The sequence below is a fragment of the Metabacillus idriensis genome, assembly GCF_050483325.1.
In the GTDB taxonomy this organism is placed as follows: Bacteria; Bacillota; Bacilli; order Bacillales; family Bacillaceae; genus Bacillus_P; species Bacillus_P idriensis_A.
On sequence record NZ_JBCMYF010000043.1, the window covers coordinates 1 to 16,011 of the forward strand.

Annotated in this window: 19 protein-coding genes; 13 read left to right on the forward strand and 6 right to left on the reverse strand. The window is 40.2% G+C overall.

Annotated elements, in window-relative coordinates:
• Positions 1 to 210 precede the first annotated feature (210 nt).
• The 4 genes from ABEQ24_RS22520 to ABEQ24_RS22535 all read left to right on the forward strand — a co-directional run bounded on the left by ABEQ24_RS22520 (position 211) and on the right by ABEQ24_RS22535 (position 4,040).
• Positions 211 to 1,473 (forward strand): dicarboxylate/amino acid:cation symporter, encoded by a 1,263-nt coding sequence (locus ABEQ24_RS22520; protein ID WP_430008843.1) that lies wholly within the window; start codon positions 211 to 213, stop codon positions 1,471 to 1,473.
• 221 nt (positions 1,474 to 1,694) lie between these two features.
• Positions 1,695 to 2,315, forward strand: coding sequence for a DUF47 domain-containing protein (locus ABEQ24_RS22525; RefSeq protein WP_070877191.1), 621 nt, complete (start codon positions 1,695 to 1,697; stop codon positions 2,313 to 2,315).
• A gap of 11 nt (positions 2,316 to 2,326) precedes the next feature.
• Positions 2,327 to 3,325 (forward strand): inorganic phosphate transporter, encoded by a 999-nt coding sequence (locus ABEQ24_RS22530; RefSeq protein WP_430008844.1) that lies wholly within the window; start codon positions 2,327 to 2,329, stop codon positions 3,323 to 3,325.
• Between the two features lie 163 nt (positions 3,326 to 3,488).
• Positions 3,489 to 4,040 (forward strand): nitroreductase family protein, encoded by a 552-nt coding sequence (locus ABEQ24_RS22535; RefSeq protein WP_430008845.1) that lies wholly within the window; start codon positions 3,489 to 3,491, stop codon positions 4,038 to 4,040.
• 227 nt (positions 4,041 to 4,267) lie between these two features.
• On the opposite strand, the gene ABEQ24_RS22540 is transcribed toward ABEQ24_RS22535, so the two are convergent.
• Positions 4,268 to 5,035 (reverse strand): alpha/beta hydrolase, encoded by a 768-nt coding sequence (locus ABEQ24_RS22540; protein WP_430008846.1) that lies wholly within the window; start codon positions 5,033 to 5,035, stop codon positions 4,268 to 4,270.
• Between the two features lie 158 nt (positions 5,036 to 5,193).
• On the opposite strand from ABEQ24_RS22540, the gene ABEQ24_RS22545 reads away from it, so the two are divergent.
• Both ABEQ24_RS22545 and ABEQ24_RS22550 read left to right on the forward strand, forming a co-directional pair.
• Positions 5,194 to 5,784, forward strand: coding sequence for an NAD(P)H-dependent oxidoreductase (locus ABEQ24_RS22545; RefSeq protein ID WP_430008847.1), 591 nt, complete (start codon positions 5,194 to 5,196; stop codon positions 5,782 to 5,784).
• A gap of 243 nt (positions 5,785 to 6,027) precedes the next feature.
• Positions 6,028 to 6,429, forward strand: coding sequence for a DoxX family protein (locus ABEQ24_RS22550; RefSeq protein WP_430008848.1), 402 nt, complete (start codon positions 6,028 to 6,030; stop codon positions 6,427 to 6,429).
• 13 nt (positions 6,430 to 6,442) lie between these two features.
• Here ABEQ24_RS22550 and ABEQ24_RS22555 read toward each other — a convergent pair whose 3' ends face one another.
• Positions 6,443 to 7,279: an EcsC family protein gene (locus tag ABEQ24_RS22555; RefSeq protein WP_430008849.1), complete on the reverse strand. Its 837-nt coding sequence runs from the start codon at positions 7,277 to 7,279 to the stop codon at positions 6,443 to 6,445.
• A gap of 148 nt (positions 7,280 to 7,427) precedes the next feature.
• Here ABEQ24_RS22555 and ABEQ24_RS22560 point away from each other — a divergent pair, with 148 nt between their 5' ends.
• From ABEQ24_RS22560 to ABEQ24_RS22570, 3 genes are all read left to right on the forward strand, one after another.
• On the forward strand, positions 7,428 to 8,258 hold the full coding sequence (locus ABEQ24_RS22560) for an aldo/keto reductase (protein WP_430008850.1): 831 nt from the start codon (positions 7,428 to 7,430) through the stop codon (positions 8,256 to 8,258).
• 154 nt (positions 8,259 to 8,412) lie between these two features.
• Positions 8,413 to 9,000: a class D sortase gene (locus ABEQ24_RS22565; RefSeq protein ID WP_430008851.1), complete on the forward strand. Its 588-nt coding sequence runs from the start codon at positions 8,413 to 8,415 to the stop codon at positions 8,998 to 9,000.
• Between the two features lie 20 nt (positions 9,001 to 9,020).
• Positions 9,021 to 9,446: a GNAT family N-acetyltransferase gene (locus ABEQ24_RS22570; RefSeq protein ID WP_430008852.1), complete on the forward strand. Its 426-nt coding sequence runs from the start codon at positions 9,021 to 9,023 to the stop codon at positions 9,444 to 9,446.
• Between the two features lie 177 nt (positions 9,447 to 9,623).
• Here ABEQ24_RS22570 and ABEQ24_RS22575 read toward each other — a convergent pair whose 3' ends face one another.
• On the reverse strand, positions 9,624 to 10,532 hold the full coding sequence (locus ABEQ24_RS22575; RefSeq protein WP_430008853.1) for an RluA family pseudouridine synthase: 909 nt from the start codon (positions 10,530 to 10,532) through the stop codon (positions 9,624 to 9,626).
• Positions 10,533 to 10,690: 158 nt separating this feature from the next.
• Between ABEQ24_RS22575 and ABEQ24_RS22580 the strand changes: the two genes are divergently transcribed.
• Entirely contained in the window at positions 10,691 to 11,092 is a 402-nt protein-coding gene (locus ABEQ24_RS22580; protein ID WP_430008854.1) for a DUF5365 family protein, read from the forward strand.
• Positions 11,093 to 11,227: 135 nt separating this feature from the next.
• On the opposite strand, the gene ABEQ24_RS22585 is transcribed toward ABEQ24_RS22580, so the two are convergent.
• The 3 genes from ABEQ24_RS22585 to ABEQ24_RS22595 form a co-directional block, all read right to left on the reverse strand.
• The gene (locus tag ABEQ24_RS22585) at positions 11,228 to 11,692 is read right to left on the reverse strand and encodes a thioredoxin family protein (protein WP_430008855.1); all 465 of its coding nucleotides are present in this window, start codon (positions 11,690 to 11,692) and stop codon (positions 11,228 to 11,230) included.
• Between the two features lies 1 nt (position 11,693).
• On the reverse strand, positions 11,694 to 12,131 hold the full coding sequence (locus tag ABEQ24_RS22590) for a disulfide oxidoreductase (RefSeq protein WP_430008856.1): 438 nt from the start codon (positions 12,129 to 12,131) through the stop codon (positions 11,694 to 11,696).
• Positions 12,132 to 12,258: 127 nt separating this feature from the next.
• Positions 12,259 to 12,849: a TetR/AcrR family transcriptional regulator gene (locus tag ABEQ24_RS22595; RefSeq protein ID WP_430008857.1), complete on the reverse strand. Its 591-nt coding sequence runs from the start codon at positions 12,847 to 12,849 to the stop codon at positions 12,259 to 12,261.
• Between the two features lie 185 nt (positions 12,850 to 13,034).
• Here ABEQ24_RS22595 and ABEQ24_RS22600 point away from each other — a divergent pair, with 185 nt between their 5' ends.
• The 3 genes from ABEQ24_RS22600 (at position 13,035) to ABEQ24_RS22610 (ending at position 15,801) form a co-directional block, all read left to right on the forward strand.
• Positions 13,035 to 13,430: a CBS domain-containing protein gene (locus ABEQ24_RS22600; protein ID WP_430008859.1), complete on the forward strand. Its 396-nt coding sequence runs from the start codon at positions 13,035 to 13,037 to the stop codon at positions 13,428 to 13,430.
• A gap of 99 nt (positions 13,431 to 13,529) precedes the next feature.
• Entirely contained in the window at positions 13,530 to 14,192 is a 663-nt protein-coding gene (locus ABEQ24_RS22605) for an HAD family hydrolase (protein WP_430008858.1), read from the forward strand.
• Between the two features lie 103 nt (positions 14,193 to 14,295).
• Entirely contained in the window at positions 14,296 to 15,801 is a 1,506-nt protein-coding gene (locus tag ABEQ24_RS22610; RefSeq protein ID WP_430008860.1) for a GNAT family N-acetyltransferase, read from the forward strand.
• The last annotated feature ends 210 nt before the right edge of the window (positions 15,802 to 16,011 follow it).

The following is a 16,011-nucleotide window of genomic DNA, read 5'->3' on the forward strand; positions in this document are numbered from 1 at the left end:
CCTCGGCCAGAACGGCTCAGCAAGCATTGGCAAAAAGCGCCTTCACTGGCTGATCCTTATCTGTCTGTCGGAGCTAAACGGTCGGTTCCGCTTTTCTGGTGACCAAAAAGACCAAAAAGAACAATAATACCAAAACGGGGCGGTGTCGAAATTATCAGTTAATATAAGGGTATTCTTGAAAGCGCTATCAATAAGAGGACGGAGGATACTATGAAAATTAATTTTAGGAATTTGACGGTTCAGGTTATTATCGGGATTATTTTAGGGATTACAGTCGGCTTTTTGTTTCCAAGTTTCGGAATTGAGCTGAAAGTTTTAGCGGATGTTTTTATCAAAATGATTAAAATGGTGATTGCGCCAATTATCTTTTTTACGGTTGTTATTGGAATTGGCAGCATGGGTGACTTGAAGAAGGTTGGAAGAATCGGAGGCAAGGCTCTTCTGTATTTTGAAATTGTGACGACCTTTGCACTTGCAATCGGAATTATAGTAGTAGGAATTGTAAAGCCTGGTGACGGCTTTAACACAGATAAAGTTGAGGGCGGAGATGTATCCCAGTATACAGAGCAGGCTGAAGAAACCAGTCATGGGTTCGTTGACTTTATCGTCGGCATTATTCCAGAGAATGTTGTAGGTGCGATGGCTGAGGGAGAACTGCTTCCAATCTTATTCTTTGCGGTTTTGTTCGGTATCTCAATGGCAGCGGTTGGCGAAAAAGCAAAACCGGTTGTCGTTTTATTTGAAAGGCTGACAGATATTTTCTTCGGTGTAGTCAACATGATCATGAAGGTTTCTCCACTTGCGGCATTCGGCGCGATGGCTTACACAATTGGGCAATTTGGAATTGGCTCGCTTGTAGCTCTAGGTAAATTAATGGGCTCAGTTTATATCACAATGTTCCTATTTATCATTTTTGTTTTAGGAGCCATTGCCAAATACTATGGATTCAGCATTACAAAATTTATTGCTTTTATTAAAGAAGAAATCCTGCTTGTACTTGGAACATCTTCATCAGAATCCGCACTTCCGAAGATGATGGAGAAGATGGAGAAATACGGATGCTCTAAATCAGTTGTTGGACTTGTTATTCCGACAGGCTACTCGTTTAACTTGGACGGCACTTCCATTTATTTATCCATGGCAGCGATGTTTATTGCGCAGGCATATGGAGTCGATCTCAGTATCTGGCAGCAGCTGACCCTTCTTGGCATTTTGATGCTTACATCTAAAGGGGCGGCAGGAGTAACAGGATCAGGATTTATTACATTGGCAGCAACCCTTGCTGCGTTCCCTATGATTCCTGTTGAAGGCATTGCGCTTCTTCTCGGTGTGGACCGCTTTATGTCCGAAGCCCGGGCAATTACAAATCTGATTGGAAATGGTGTGGCAACAGTTGTTGTATCTAAAATGGAAGATGAGTTTCATCCTCCTGCTGAACATGCAGAACCTGCAAAAATCTCAATTGCTAAGTAAAAAAAGCGGAGTTTCCGCTTTTTTTTATGTTTTTTTTAAGATTGTGTAAATTTATATAGAAATCAATACCATAGAAATATTTTACTAATATTAATACTTTGTAAAGAAATTGTTAAAATTAACGACAAAGTCTTTTCGGATTCGACATTAACGTATATACTTTTTAAGTTGCAAATAAAGAGAGAAAATAAAAAATATATGGCTCCTTGGAGGAATAAGCAATGGCTATCAAAAGAAGAAAAGATAAGTTTTCTGAAATGTTAAGTCAAATATCTGAGAACTTAAAAGAAACCGGGCAGTATTTTGTTGATTTCAAAATCAAAAATGCCAACGATCTGAAAGTTTTCTCAGAGACAATTAAGGATTATGAGTCAAAGGGTGACACGTTTGTTCATACCATCATCATGGAACTGAACAAAGCATTCATTACTCCGATTGAGCGCGAAGACATTCTTCAGCTCGCAATGATCATGGACGATGTTTTGGATGGCATCGAACATTCTGCGGCACTGTTTGAAATGTATTCTGTTACACAGCCGACTGACTACATGGTAAAGTTCGTTGACACAATTAATGAGTGTACAATCGAAATCGCTAAATCAATTGAGCTGCTTTCTAATAAAAAGCTGAGCGATATCCGCACTCATGCAATCCGTTTAAAAGAACTTGAGTCAAACTGTGATAATTACTTGCGTACAGCTGTGAAAAATTTATTTGCAATCGAAAAAGACCCAATTAAAATTATTCAATATAAAGAGATATATGAAACACTTGAAGAAATTGCTGATAGCTGTCAGGGTGTTGCCAACACACTTGAGACTATCATCATGAAGAACGCGTAAGAGGCGATATTATGGATACTATATTAATTCTTACCGTTCTTATTGTTATTTTTGCCTTGGCGTTTGACTTTATTAACGGATTTCATGATACAGCAAATGCGATTGCAACATCCGTATCAACGAAAGCTCTTAAACCAAGACAGGCAATTATCCTTGCATCTGTCATGAACTTTGTCGGTGCCATGACATTTACAGGCGTGGCAAAGACCATCACAAAGGACATTGTTGATCCGTTTACCCTGCAAAATGGATCTGTAGTGATCTTAGCTGCCCTGATTGCAGCGATCACATGGAATTTGATTACTTGGTATTATGGGATTCCAAGCAGTTCTTCCCATGCAATTATTGGGTCAATCGCCGGTGCTGCGATTGCAGCGGCAGGATTTAGTTCATTAAACTATACAGGTTTCTTGAAAATCCTTCAGGCCCTGATCATTTCACCAATCTTGGCGTTTATAGTAGGTTATATTGTTTACAGCATTTTTAAAGTCGTTTTTAAAAACAACAACCTTACAAAAACAAACAGAAATTTCCGTGCAATTCAGGTAGCGACAGCTGCTTTGCAATCTTACACACACGGTACGAATGATGCTCAAAAAGCGATGGGTATCATCACGATGGCCCTGATTGCAGGGAATCTTCAGAACTCAACAGATATTCAATGGTGGGTACAATTCTCATGTGCCCTTGCGATGGGACTTGGAACGAGTGTCGGCGGCTGGAAAATCATTAAAACCGTTGGCGGTAAGATCATGAAGATCCGCCCGGTTAATGGTGTAGCAGCTGATTTAACAGGAGCAGCGGTTATCTTTGGCGCTTCTATTATTCACTTGCCGGTAAGTACAACGCACGTCATTTCATCTTCCATACTTGGTGTAGGCTCAGCCCACCGAATTAAAGGCGTAAAATGGGGAACGGCTAAAACGATGATTATTACATGGTTCATCACTTTGCCGATTTCTGCTACATTAGCAGCGATTTCCTACTATATTTTAAATCTGTTCTTTTAATGATCAAGCCTTCCTTAATAGGAAGGTTTTTTATTTTGAGTTCAGTGAGCGCATCAATTATTAAGACCATTTTCCCGCCTTCATTTAATTGACGAAAAAAACACGGAGTGATACTATAATTTGTAGATGATAGTGAAAATCGTTATCAATTGGAGGGTGAAAGATGATCCAGCAACAATCCATTTCGGCTGTAATAAGGGAAAGAATTTCAATTAAATCAAATTACCTGCCTCTTGAGGTCAAGGAAGAAGATGTTGTCACTCTGCTTAATGACGCAGTCTGGGCGCCTAATCACGGGCTTAGGGAGCCTTGGAGGTTTTTATTTGTAAGCGAAGAGCGGAAGGAAGCTTTTATTCAGACTGTTCTTGCATGCTGCGAAGCAAAAACACATGAAAAAGTGAAATCGAAGCTTGCAGATGTTCCTGCATTTTTAGTTGCCATTATGCCTGAAGATCCCCGCCAGAAAATTTGGGAAGAAGATTTCGCAGCCGTAAGCACTCTTATTCAAAATTTGCAGCTGCTTGGCTGGGAAAAAGAACTGGGGATGGTATGGAAGACGCCAAATTACATCTATGATCCAAAATTCCGCCGTGCTATTGGCGTTCAAAATGGCGAAAAAATCGTCGGCATTCTGCAGCTTGGCTATTTTGATCCTGCTCAGCATATGAAAGATAGAAAGCGGACCAATGCACTCGAAAAACTGACTTCATTTTAAGAAAAAGTTTGCGGTTATCCATTCATAATGAATGTCGAATGAAGATAAAACAGCTTCTTGATTAACATACAAATAAATAGGAACGAAAAATGCTCAGAGCAAATAACACTCTGAGCATTTTTACTGCGGACACAATTCAAGAAGAAGGAGCGTTAAGCCATCTTGGATTAACACTCCTGTTCAGTTCCTGCTGATAGTTTACAGCTCAGAAACCGGACTGGTTTGCGTTATGAGTACAAATATTTAAGTATCTCCGGCACTCTTTTTCTCCAGGCAGCTTCATTGTGTTTTGCCTCTTCGATTATTTCATAGCGGCAATCGACAATTTTTTCTTTAAGAATCGCATACACATCGTCACTCGAATCAATATAATTCTGATGATGAATGGATGCGGTGATTTCTTTTGTGCCGACATCCATATAAAACTTTTCAATTGCTGACAAATCACTCTCTTTAATGAGTGCTTCGATCTCATGCTGGTTAAACCAGTAAGCAGATGAAAGAGAAGCAATTTTTCTGAAGATATGCGGATATTTGCAAGCTGCATATGTAGAAATTAAACCGCCCATTGAACTGCCCGCCATCGAAGTTTCAGCAGGGAGTGTTCGATATTTGCTGTCAATCAGCGGTTTTAGTTCCTGGGCGATGAAACCGATGTACGCTTCACCTTCACCACCAAGGTTAACATTCTGTCCAGTCAGGTCCTTTGCAAGGTCTTTGTTAATCCAAGGACCATATTCGTTAAATCGACTGTATCCTGTATGATTGCAGTCAATGCCTACGACAATCAGCTCAAGGCTGCTCTCCTCAAGATAATCTTTAATCCCCCAGCTGACACCAAAGCTTGCATCTCTGTCTTCAAATAAATTTTGTCCATCGTGCATATAGAGGACTGGAAAAGCTTTAGAACTGTATGCGTATGTATCTGGCAAATAGACGGTGATTTTCCGCTCACGTCCAAGTGATGTGATGATTACTTTGAATTTTTCAATCATGGTTTTTACACATCCTCTACTGGAAATAACTAACTATATTATAGTGGGAATTTCAGAATATAGCTTGAAATTAACTGCTTAACAGAAAAACACAATAAAAAATCATAATATTCCATTCTCCGCAAAGAATAATAAAAAAGCGATTTTAGGAGAATGAAATGAATGTACTGATTATTTATGCTCATCCTAATCCCGAAAGCTTTAATGCAGCGATATGTGATGCTGTGGAAAAAGAATTTATAAGCAAAGAATTTCAAGTGAAAAAAAGGGATTTGTATCAAATGAAATTTAATCCCATTCTGATAGAGGACAATTATACATCCTTTTATCAGGATAAAATTCCAGCTGATATCCAGGCGGAACAGAGTGAAATCATATGGGCAGATATTCTAGTCTTTGTTTTTCCGACATGGTGGAATGGGATGCCGGCTATATTAAAAGGATACTTTGACAGAGTATTCACCAATGGCTTTGCTTTTCGATATGCTGATGAAGGTCCGGAGGGCTTGCTTAAAGAAAAAGAGGCGCTGGTTTTCCAGACTACAGGGCAGCCTGAAAAATCTCTAAAGCCGCCGCAATTAACAATGGCGATGCAGGCTGCATTTGATATCGGCATCATGAATTTTTGCGGAATTGAAACACTTGCCCATAAGTTCATGTATTCCGTGCAATATGTAGATGAAGAAACCAGGCAGACTATGCTGAATGAAGTAAGAGAAGTTGTTGAAATGATTGGAAAACCAAAATAACAATGCGATCTTCCTGCAGTGATGGGAAGATCCTTTTTAATGTGAATTTAGCGTCAGAATTGATTCTGCTTCGGGATTGCAAAATAGAGATTGACAGATAGGAAAAATAAGAATATAATTACTTTGAATTCAAGATATTTTAATTAAAAGTATTTTCCTGTCTGAGACGGCATATATAAGAAAGAGTAAATTTTTTTAAGAATATATCTCGAATTAAAAATAATTGAAAGAAGGATGATGACAATGTTATTAGATTTAGGACTTTTACTTATTCGTTTAGTGATTGGACTTTCATTCATGGCTCATGGTGCTCAAAAGCTGTTTGGCTCATTTGGAGGTCATGGAATTAAAGGTACAGGGGGATTTTTCGAATCGATTGGCATCAAGCCCGGAGTGGCAATGGCTGTTCTCGCGGGGACTGCTGAGTTTGCAGGAGGAGCGTTTTTTGCCGCAGGCTTCCTTACTCCGCTTGCAGGAGCTGCATTAGCCGGCACAATGCTTGTAGCAATCGTGAAAGTTCATGCCCCGAACGGTTTCTGGGCTGCTCAAAACGGCTATGAATTCAACCTTACTTTGCTTGCTGCAGCCATAGGGGTAGCTTTAACAGGTGCAGGTGCATATTCACTTGATGCATTATTCTTTTAATCTAAAAAGGAACTCAGCGATGAGTTCCTTTTTCTTCTATGATCATGACCGGATCAGACGCAAGCCTCTCAAGAATTCTCCTTTTCTGATATAACATAATCCCCGTTTCAGCAATATCCTTTACCATCGAACGATTTGTATACGCACCGAACAGCATGCCGGCAACTGGCACCATCTGCAGCAGTTTTTTCAGCCCGAAATGGTCACGGTACGTGTATACAACCTCACGCCAGCCCTGAAGCTTTGACATCATTTCGGCAGGCTCCATGCTGCGGTTATAATAGCCTGACAATTCATTTAATATCGCTTGTTTGCCGACAATATCTGCTGATGCAAACTGCAGGCACTTCACGATAAAAATCCGCTCTTCTTTGTCTTCAGGATCATAGCCATAAGCAATGGCAATCTCCTGCAGTGTTTTTAAAGAAAGGCCTAGCAGTACAGGGATGTCGACTGCGAGTGTGAAAATTCCTCCAAATCCGGTTGTCGCCCCCTGAACTGTAGCAACATTCCCGCGATTTGTCCTCAGATCACTGCTTACACGGTTCATGACATTTAAGGGCACATGTTTCATATCATCAATTGAATTTACCGCGTCACCCGGGACGAGGAGCTGAACTTTTTTCAAAATGCCGTTTTTCTGTGTTAAATACTTGCCGCCGCTTTGAATGAAGCTGCCGAGTTCATCAAGCAGAACACCGATTTTCTTTTGAATAAAAGCAGGTGTCAGCTTATCTAATAATTTAAAAGGAATCCGGCCGATTTTTTCCCAGAAGAATAATCCCTTTTGATCATCTTCCCATTTTTCAATTTCTTTTAATTGACTGAGGAGCTGCTCTTTCGTTTCCATCCGACAAACCGCACCCTTTCACATGACAATCTTCTTTCATTTTAGCAAAAGATCATGGAAAGAGAAAAAATTGAGGCATATTTTTTGGATTTTGCAGAATTTTATCAGATAATGAAGGTAATCTGATAAGCAGAAAGGGGAAAAAATCATGGCGAAAAATCTCCAGGATACAACTGTGTTACATAATGGCGTTAAAATGCCCTGGTTTGGGCTTGGCGTATTTAAAGTAGAAGAAGGAACTGAGGTTGTCAATTCAGTGAAATGGGCTATTGAAGCAGGCTATAAAAGCATTGATACTGCTGCTGTCTATGGAAATGAAGAAGGCGTAGGACAGGGGATTAAAGAGAGCGGAGCTGCCCGTGAAGAGCTATTTATCACAACGAAAGTCTGGAATGCTGATCAAGGCTACGAATCCACATTAAAAGCATTTGATGAAAGCATGAAAAAGCTTGGCTTGGAATATTTGGATTTATATCTTGTTCACTGGCCTGTAGAAGGCAAGTATAAAGATACATGGAGAGCGCTTGAGACGCTTTACAAAGAAGGTAAAGTAAAAGCAATCGGCGTGAGCAATTTCCAAATTCATCACCTTGAAGATGTAATCAAGGATGCTGAGATTGTGCCGATGGTAAACCAGGTAGAATATCACCCGCGTTTAACTCAAAAAGAACTTCAGGCATTCTGCAAACAGAACAATATCCAGCTTGAAGCCTGGTCACCGCTTATGCAGGGAAAACTCCTTGATGACGCTACATTAACAGCAATAGCTGAAAAGCACGGGAAATCTGTTGCTCAGGTCATTTTGCGCTGGGATCTTCAAAACGAAGTTGTAACGATTCCAAAGTCTGTAAAAGAACATCGCATTTATGACAATGCATCAATCTTCGACTTTGAACTATCACAAGAAGAGATGGAGCAAATCGATGGATTAAACCGCGACGAGCGTGTGGGTCCAGATCCGGATAATTTTGATTTTTAATTTTAAGTAAGTCATAAAACAGGCTGTCCTCTGAGGATAGCCTGTTTTTTAAGTTCGTTTCTGGAAAATTCTGATGTGTATTTTTTGTTATATTTGGTATAATCAGAATGATAAATTGTACGGATTATTTTCTAAAAGGAGCAGTGCCTGATCTATGAATGCATTCAAATTCTTTTCGCTTATGTTAATAGCTGCAGGCCTTCTTTTTACAGGTTATGGTGTATGGCAGATTGTTCAGACCAATGTGAAAACAAACCAGTCATTAGCGGATGCACAGGCTGCAATCAGGTCTGCAGATGAGAAGAAAATGCCTTCTCCAACACCCGAGAAGAGATATGAGCCTGAGATTGGCAAGGCAGTAGGTATTCTTAAGATTCACCGCTTGGATGCAGAGCTTCCGATTGTAGAAGGAACCGACCCGGATGACTTGGAAAAGGGAGTAGGGCACTACAAGGGAAGCTACTATCCGAATGAAAACGGCCAGATTGTCCTGTCAGGTCACAGAGATACTGTATTCCGGAAAGCGGGTGACCTGGAAATAGGCGATTCATTAACGATTCTCCTGCCCTATGGCGAATTTGAGTACAAAATAAAATCGACTAAAATTGTCGATGCAGATGACATGAGTGTGATCACGCTGCAAAATGAAAGAGAAGAGCTGATCTTAACGACATGCTATCCTTTCAGTTTTGTCGGAAATGCACCTGAGCGCTATATTATTTATGCTGAAAAAGTAAATTAGCAGCGGGAGGAGATTTTTTCATGATTGCCATTAGAGAGATTGAAGGGGAAGAAAACTTTAAAAAAGCCTTTGCGGTTATGTCTCAATTACGAACACACCTCAGCGAGGAAGAGTATGTTAAGCTGCTCGAACCAATGAAGAAGCAGGGGTATCGATTAATCGGACTTTATGAAGATGATCAGGTGAAGGCATTGGCAGGTATTATTGAACTGACAAATTTCTATAACGATAAGCATATTTATGTGTATGATTTAGTGACAGATGGAGCATCGAGGTCACGCGGGTATGGCGAAAAACTGTTAAATTACGTGGAGGAGCTTGCTTGGGCATCCGGCTGCGGCATGATTACGCTGAGCTCAGGAAATCAGCGGATTGATGCACACCGTTTTTATGAAGAAAAGATGGGTTTTGACCGTGTCAGTCATGTGTTTAATAAGAAATTATGAAAGAATGCCCCGGAATTACCGGGGCATTTTCTTTGTTTTAGGAGACATTTGGAAAAAAGATAGTAAAGTAATTGATTCAGCAAGTAAATCTTCTATTTGGGAAAGTATTGTTCCTTTTTCAGCAAGTAAATCTGATGATTTAGAAAGTATTGTCAAAAAACTTCAGAATTTGGACTATTAAAACTGCAGCTTTGAGAGCAATCGTTTCATATCGTCAGGGAAGTCCGCGCTTACAGTCACTTTTTCATCTGTAAAAGGGTGCATAACCGTTATTTCTGATGCATGCAAAGCTTGGCGGTCAATCAGGTTCTTGTTCCCGCCATATAAGTCATCGCCTGCAATCGGATAGCCAATATGACTCAAATGGACACGAATCTGATGGGTGCGGCCTGTGTCCAGCTGAAGCTTTATAAGAGATACATCAAATTGAGTATTATAATCCTCGGTTTTAAAATGAGTTAATGCATGCTGTCCGCCCGGGGATACTCTGCGGCGGACCGGATGATGACGGTCTTTTCCGATCGCCTGGTCAATCTTTCCTTTTTTCTGCTTTATTTTTCCTTGAACGATGGCCGTATAAGTCCTTTTGATCTGCCTTTCTTCAAGAAGGCGGTCCAGGATAGTATGTGATAGGGCATGTTTGGCAAAAACAATCGCACCAGAGGTATCGTGATCCAGTCTGTGAATATGCCTTATTTTTCTTGATATCCCGTGCATCTGAAAATGAAAGGCGACTCCATTAGCGAGCGTTCCAGTTTGCCCGGATTCATTCGGATGTGTATCCATGCCGGCAGGTTTATTGATAATGAGAAAATGTTCGTCCTCGAATAATAAATCAAGCTCCATGTATTCGGGAGTGATATCAAATTCCTCATCTTGAAACAATCGAATCATAACGGAGTCTTTTACATTTAATGGCGAGGTCCAGTTTGGATCTGCATCATTCACTTTTACTTCGCGGTCCATCCGCCACTTATGAACAAGTGTCTTCGGCGCCTTCATTATTTCTCTCAGCATTTGCTGGAGGGAAATTCCTGCCCACTCTTTCTTTACCGGAAATTCCATCCATTCACCTCTAATTTTCATTGCAATCCCCTATCTATCAGTAGTCTTCCAAGTATACTAAAGATGTTAATTGGATGTCCAAGCTAGAAACGGAAACACTTACCTCTCCTTCGGGCAATAGAGCTATGTTATTCTAGCTGTAAGAGAAAAGCCCGAACGCAGCAAAGAGGTGAATTATTTTGAGAATCGTTTTTGCTTCAACCGAAGAGCAGGAGCAGTACATTGAAGAACTGATTGAAAATATGTATGAAGAAGTATTCCCGCAGTATTTTTCAGATGAAACCATTGATCAGCTTGATGAGCTTTCAGTCCTTAAGCCTCAAACTGAAGAAATGCAATATAACGGCACACTAAAAGAAGCTTTTCAGATCATGTCCAGTCTTCAAGCGCTGACGGCGTTGCTTAATCATTTGGATCAGCAATCAGAAAAGGAACACAGGGAACTATATGACCGAAACATTACTATCTTAAAACAGTACGGCTATCAATTTCCCCTTACATTTGATCATTTTCTTTCTTCTAGAGAGAAGGCTGAAGAAGTCAGCAAATACGGGAAGCCGGCAAATAAGTGGATCGTATAAAAAGAAGGGTACACGGCCGTGTACCCTTTTTCGTTGATAAACCAGGATTTGAACTGTTAAATTTTCACAGATGAATTCTGGAGTTAGCACTGTATCCGGCGAGTCTGCCTGTCCAAAACAGCAGATACGCTTTGCTTATTTCCAGCTACTCAGCAAGCCTTTAAAATATGCTCCATCGTTATAGCCTACAACCCGATCCACTTCTTTTCCATCCTGATAACGGACAAGGGTTGGAGTTGATTCGATGCCGTACTGCTGCCAGCCATCTTCAAATTCAAGCAGATTGAATTGATTAATTTCTACTCCTGCTTCTTTTGCAGCAGGCATTAATTCAGGTGTTGTTCTTTTACAGTGATCACAAGTTGGACTGAAGTAATAAACGACAAAATCCTCTTTTTTATCCATCTTTTCATCTACTTCTTCAGGAAGGATGATGTTCTGATAATTCGGGTCATCAAGCTGGTCAACGGTAGCAGGATTCAGCTCGTCCTTGCCGTATGGATTGCCTTCTGCTTTTTCTGATTGCTGATAGTTCGTTACAAATGCCAGACCGCCAAACAATACGATAAAAATACCTGCAAATATTAAGAGTTTTTTCATATTAACGACCTACTTTCATTTTTCTGTAAATATTCAAACTTGCTGCAAAAATAACGGTAAAGCCGATCAATGCCAGAAATGGAATCGTAATAAATCCGAGCCAGTTAATGTATTCTCCTGTGCAGGGAACAATGCCGCATGATGCCGAATTTTCGCCTACAAAGTCAATCTTTTGAACGGCATAATGATAAATCGAAATGGTGCCGCCAATCGCTGATAAAATCATGGAATAAAACGCAATTTGGTAATCCTTCTTATAGATCGCAATTCCAAGAATGATGACGAGCGGATACATTAAAATCCGCTGATACCAGCAGAGCTCACACGGAATGAATTTCATGATTTCTGAAAAATATAAGCTCCCGAGCATCGAGATGAATGAAGCCGCCCATGCAATAAATAATTGATTCTCTATGTACTTTTTGAGTTTCTCTGACACACTATCGCCTCTCCATTCATGAGTTTACACTACATATTATAGTCCTCGATCAGAATCTTGTAAAATCAAACATTCAGTCATCATAAAATTGAAAAAAGAAGCCCGTCATTTGCAGCTCCGTCCATGATTATTTTCCGGTTAGACCATAGAAAAATAAATGCAGGAATTCTTTCGTCATTTTCTTTCGGTCTTTATGATCCAAAATAAATTCAGGGTGTTTATAGACCTCTGAAGCAAACATATTAAAGTAAAACATAATCGTTTCAAATGAAAGCTCTTCTCTAATATGACCTTCTTTTTTTCCACATTCAATTAAGCTTTTGAAAAGAGGCATGGATTGATTGACCGTAAAGTCCATCATGATTTGCTTCATTTCTCCTTCATCAGCCATCATATACTCTAAAAGATCAGGACCGATTGCCATTGAATGGGCCATTTTTTGTTCAATGAGTATCTCCATTTTTTCCCGAAAAGGAATGTCCATTTTAAATAAGTCCGTATAAAATTCAATCTGTTCCTGAAAAAACCTTTTCATAACTTGTATCGCCAGCGCTTCTTTGCTGCCGTAATAATTATAGATGGTTACTTGGGAAACATTCGCAGCTGCCGCGATTTCCTGTATGTTTACTTTATTTACTCCATATTGTGAAAAAAGCTGAAATGCCGCTTTTTGAATTTGCTCCATTTTAATCTGCTTTCTTCTTTCAAAACCGTTCATTCAGAACACCTCTTTCTTATCTTAATGAAAAAAGGGGGTGAATACAAATAACAAATCCGGCTGCTCTAAAACATGGATTTATATGTGTGAAAAGGTTCCATTTTCTAAGTGGAAAAGCGGTCTTCCTGCACATACTATTAGCTGAAAGGAGCTGTTTTAAGTTGAATTCATCTATTAGAGAAAGTATGACGAAAGATCTTGTTACGATTTCCTCTTCACAAAGTATTCAGGAGGCTGCAGAATTGATGAGCAGCCAAAATGTCGGATCTATTCCAGTTGTGGATGGCGGACAGGTAAAAGGAGTCATTACAGATCGTGATATTACGCTTCGTTCAACAGCACAGGGAATGTCCAATAATGCGAAAGTTGCAGATATTATGTCTTCAAACCTTGTGACAGGAACACCTGACATGAGCAGTGAAGAAGCAGCGCAGCTGATGGCATCAAATCAGATCCGCCGCTTGCCGATCGTTGAAAACAATCAGCTTGTAGGCTATGTTGCACTGGGTGACCTTGCAACTGATCAAATGTCTAATGAAGCAGCAGGCCAGGCACTGACTAACATTTCTGAGCAGCATTAATAAGGGAGGCACCTGCAAAGGACAAGCAGGTGCTCTCTTTTTTATTTTCTCTTTTTCCGTTATATAATGAACATAATAAAGACAGGGGGAAGAAGACGCATGATTAAAGCGATTATCTTTGATTTTGACGGATTGATTCTTGACACAGAAACGCACGAATATGAAGTTCTCCAGGAAATTTTTAAAGAACAGGGCAGTGAATTGCCTTTGTCAGTATGGGGGAAAGTGATAGGAACGTCATCTGATTTCAGCCCATTTGTTTATTTAGAAGAGCAAATCGGAAGATCAATTGACCATGATCAATTAGCACGCCGTCAGAAAGAGAAGTTTGATAAGAGGTTATCAGCAGAAGCTGCAAGACCTGGTGTAGAGGCTTATTTAATGGCTGCAAGAGAATTGGGTCTGAAAATAGGACTGGCATCAAGTTCAAGCTATGAATGGGTATCAACATATTTAAAAAGCTTGAATCTAATTGATTATTTTGAGTGTATCCGCACCTCCAATCATGTCGAATTCGTTAAACCGGATCCTGCATTATACATAGAAGCAGCTAAATGCCTCGGTGTAAAGCCAAGTGAGTGTCTGGCTTTTGAAGATTCCGCAAATGGCGCACTTGCTGCTAAAAAAGCAGGCATGTTCTGCACGATTGTTCCAAATAGCGTGACCGCTCATCTGGAGTTTGGCGACACGGATCACCGTTTAGAATCAATGGCGGAAATGGAACTTGAAAAAGTCATATCGATCATTGAGTCAAGAAACTAAAATAGGTTTCAGAGCAGGCTATTTAGGGAATAAATTGATTTTACTACATAAAGGAGCGATTCTTTTGACTGATACAATTGATTTATCCAAATTCGAAAAAAAAATGATTATCCGAAATATAGAAGAGAAAGACATAGATGAAATATTAGCTATGCAGGCATTATGCTTTCCAGGCATGGTTCCATGGGAAAGAGAGCATCTCGAAAGTCATTTGGAGCATTTCCGGGAAGGCCAGTTCTGTGCTGAATTCGAAGGGAAGATTATTGGTTCATGCTCAAGTCTGATCATTAACTTTGATGAATATGATGACCGTCACACTTGGGATGATATTACGGATAACGGCTATATATCAAACCATAATCCTGACGGCTATAATATGTACGGAATTGAAGTCATGGTACACCCTGAGTACCGCCGGATGAAAATAGGACACAGGCTTTATGAGGCAAGAAAGGATCTTGCAAGACGCCTGAATCTTAAAAGCATCATTATCGGGGGAAGAATCCCGAATTATCATAAATTCGAAACAGAAATGTCTCCGCGCCAATATGTGCAGGAAGTCATTCATCATAAAATTTATGATCCCGTTCTCTCTTTTCAGCTTCTAAACGGATTTACACTTATGCGGATTAACCCGAACTACCTGCCTGATGACCGTGCTTCAGGCAAATATGCCACGCTGATGGAATGGAATAATGTCGATTACCTGCCAAACACGAAACGCTACTACAAAACGGCTTTGCCGGTGCGGATTTGTGTTGTGCAGTATCAAATGAAACAAATTAATTCGTTTGAAGAGTTTGCGAACCAGGTGGAATATTATACAGACGTAGCATCAGATGCATCTGCTGATTTTGCAGTATTCCCGGAATTGCTCACAACTCAGTTAATGTCCTTTTTGGATGAGAAATCGCCAAGCAGAGCAATCCGCAGGCTGACGGAGTATACAGAAGAGTATATAAGTCTATTTACAGAGCTCGCAGTGAAATACAATGTCAATATCGTCGGAGGATCTCACTTTGTCGAGGAAGATAACGGAAAAATCTTTAACGTCGCTTATCTTTTCCGCAGAGACGGCACCATTGAAAAGCAATATAAAATTCACATCACTCCAAATGAACGGAAATGGTGGGGAATCAGCCGGGGGGATGATGTTAAAGTCTTTGATACGGACTGCGGCAAGGTTGCAATTCAGATTTGCTATGACATAGAGTTCCCGGAGCTTGCACGAATTGCTACTGAAAAAGGAGCTAAAATTATTTTCACGCCATTTTGTACAGAAGATCGCCAGGGCTATCTGCGTGTCCGCTATTGCTCGCAGGCGCGTGCAGTGGAGAATCAAATCTATACGGTTATTTCAGGCACAGTCGGGAATCTCCCTCAGACAGAAAATATGGATATTCAGTACGCGCAATCTGCTATTTTTGCACCGTCGGATTTTGAATTTGCAAGAGACGGCATCGTCGGCGAGTGCAATCCGAATATTGAAATGGTTGTAATCGGAGATGTGGACCTTGAAATTCTTCGCAGGCAGCGCCAATCTGGAACAGTCAGACAGCTGAAAGACCGAAGACATGATGTTTATGGGATTCGATATAAAAAGAACTGATTTTTCAGCTTAACTCAGGGTGTTTGAAAAAGAGTATCCAGAAAGAGACAGAGATTTTCTTTGTCTTTTTTTTGCGGAAGAATTCAGTTATTCAACACGAATAGAGTCTAAGTGCTTGAAACTGAATCTCGGAAACACCTAAATAGTCCGTGAATGTGTAGGAATTGTTCTAAAACGGGTTTAGCAGCACAAAAGAGTTTCATGGATGAG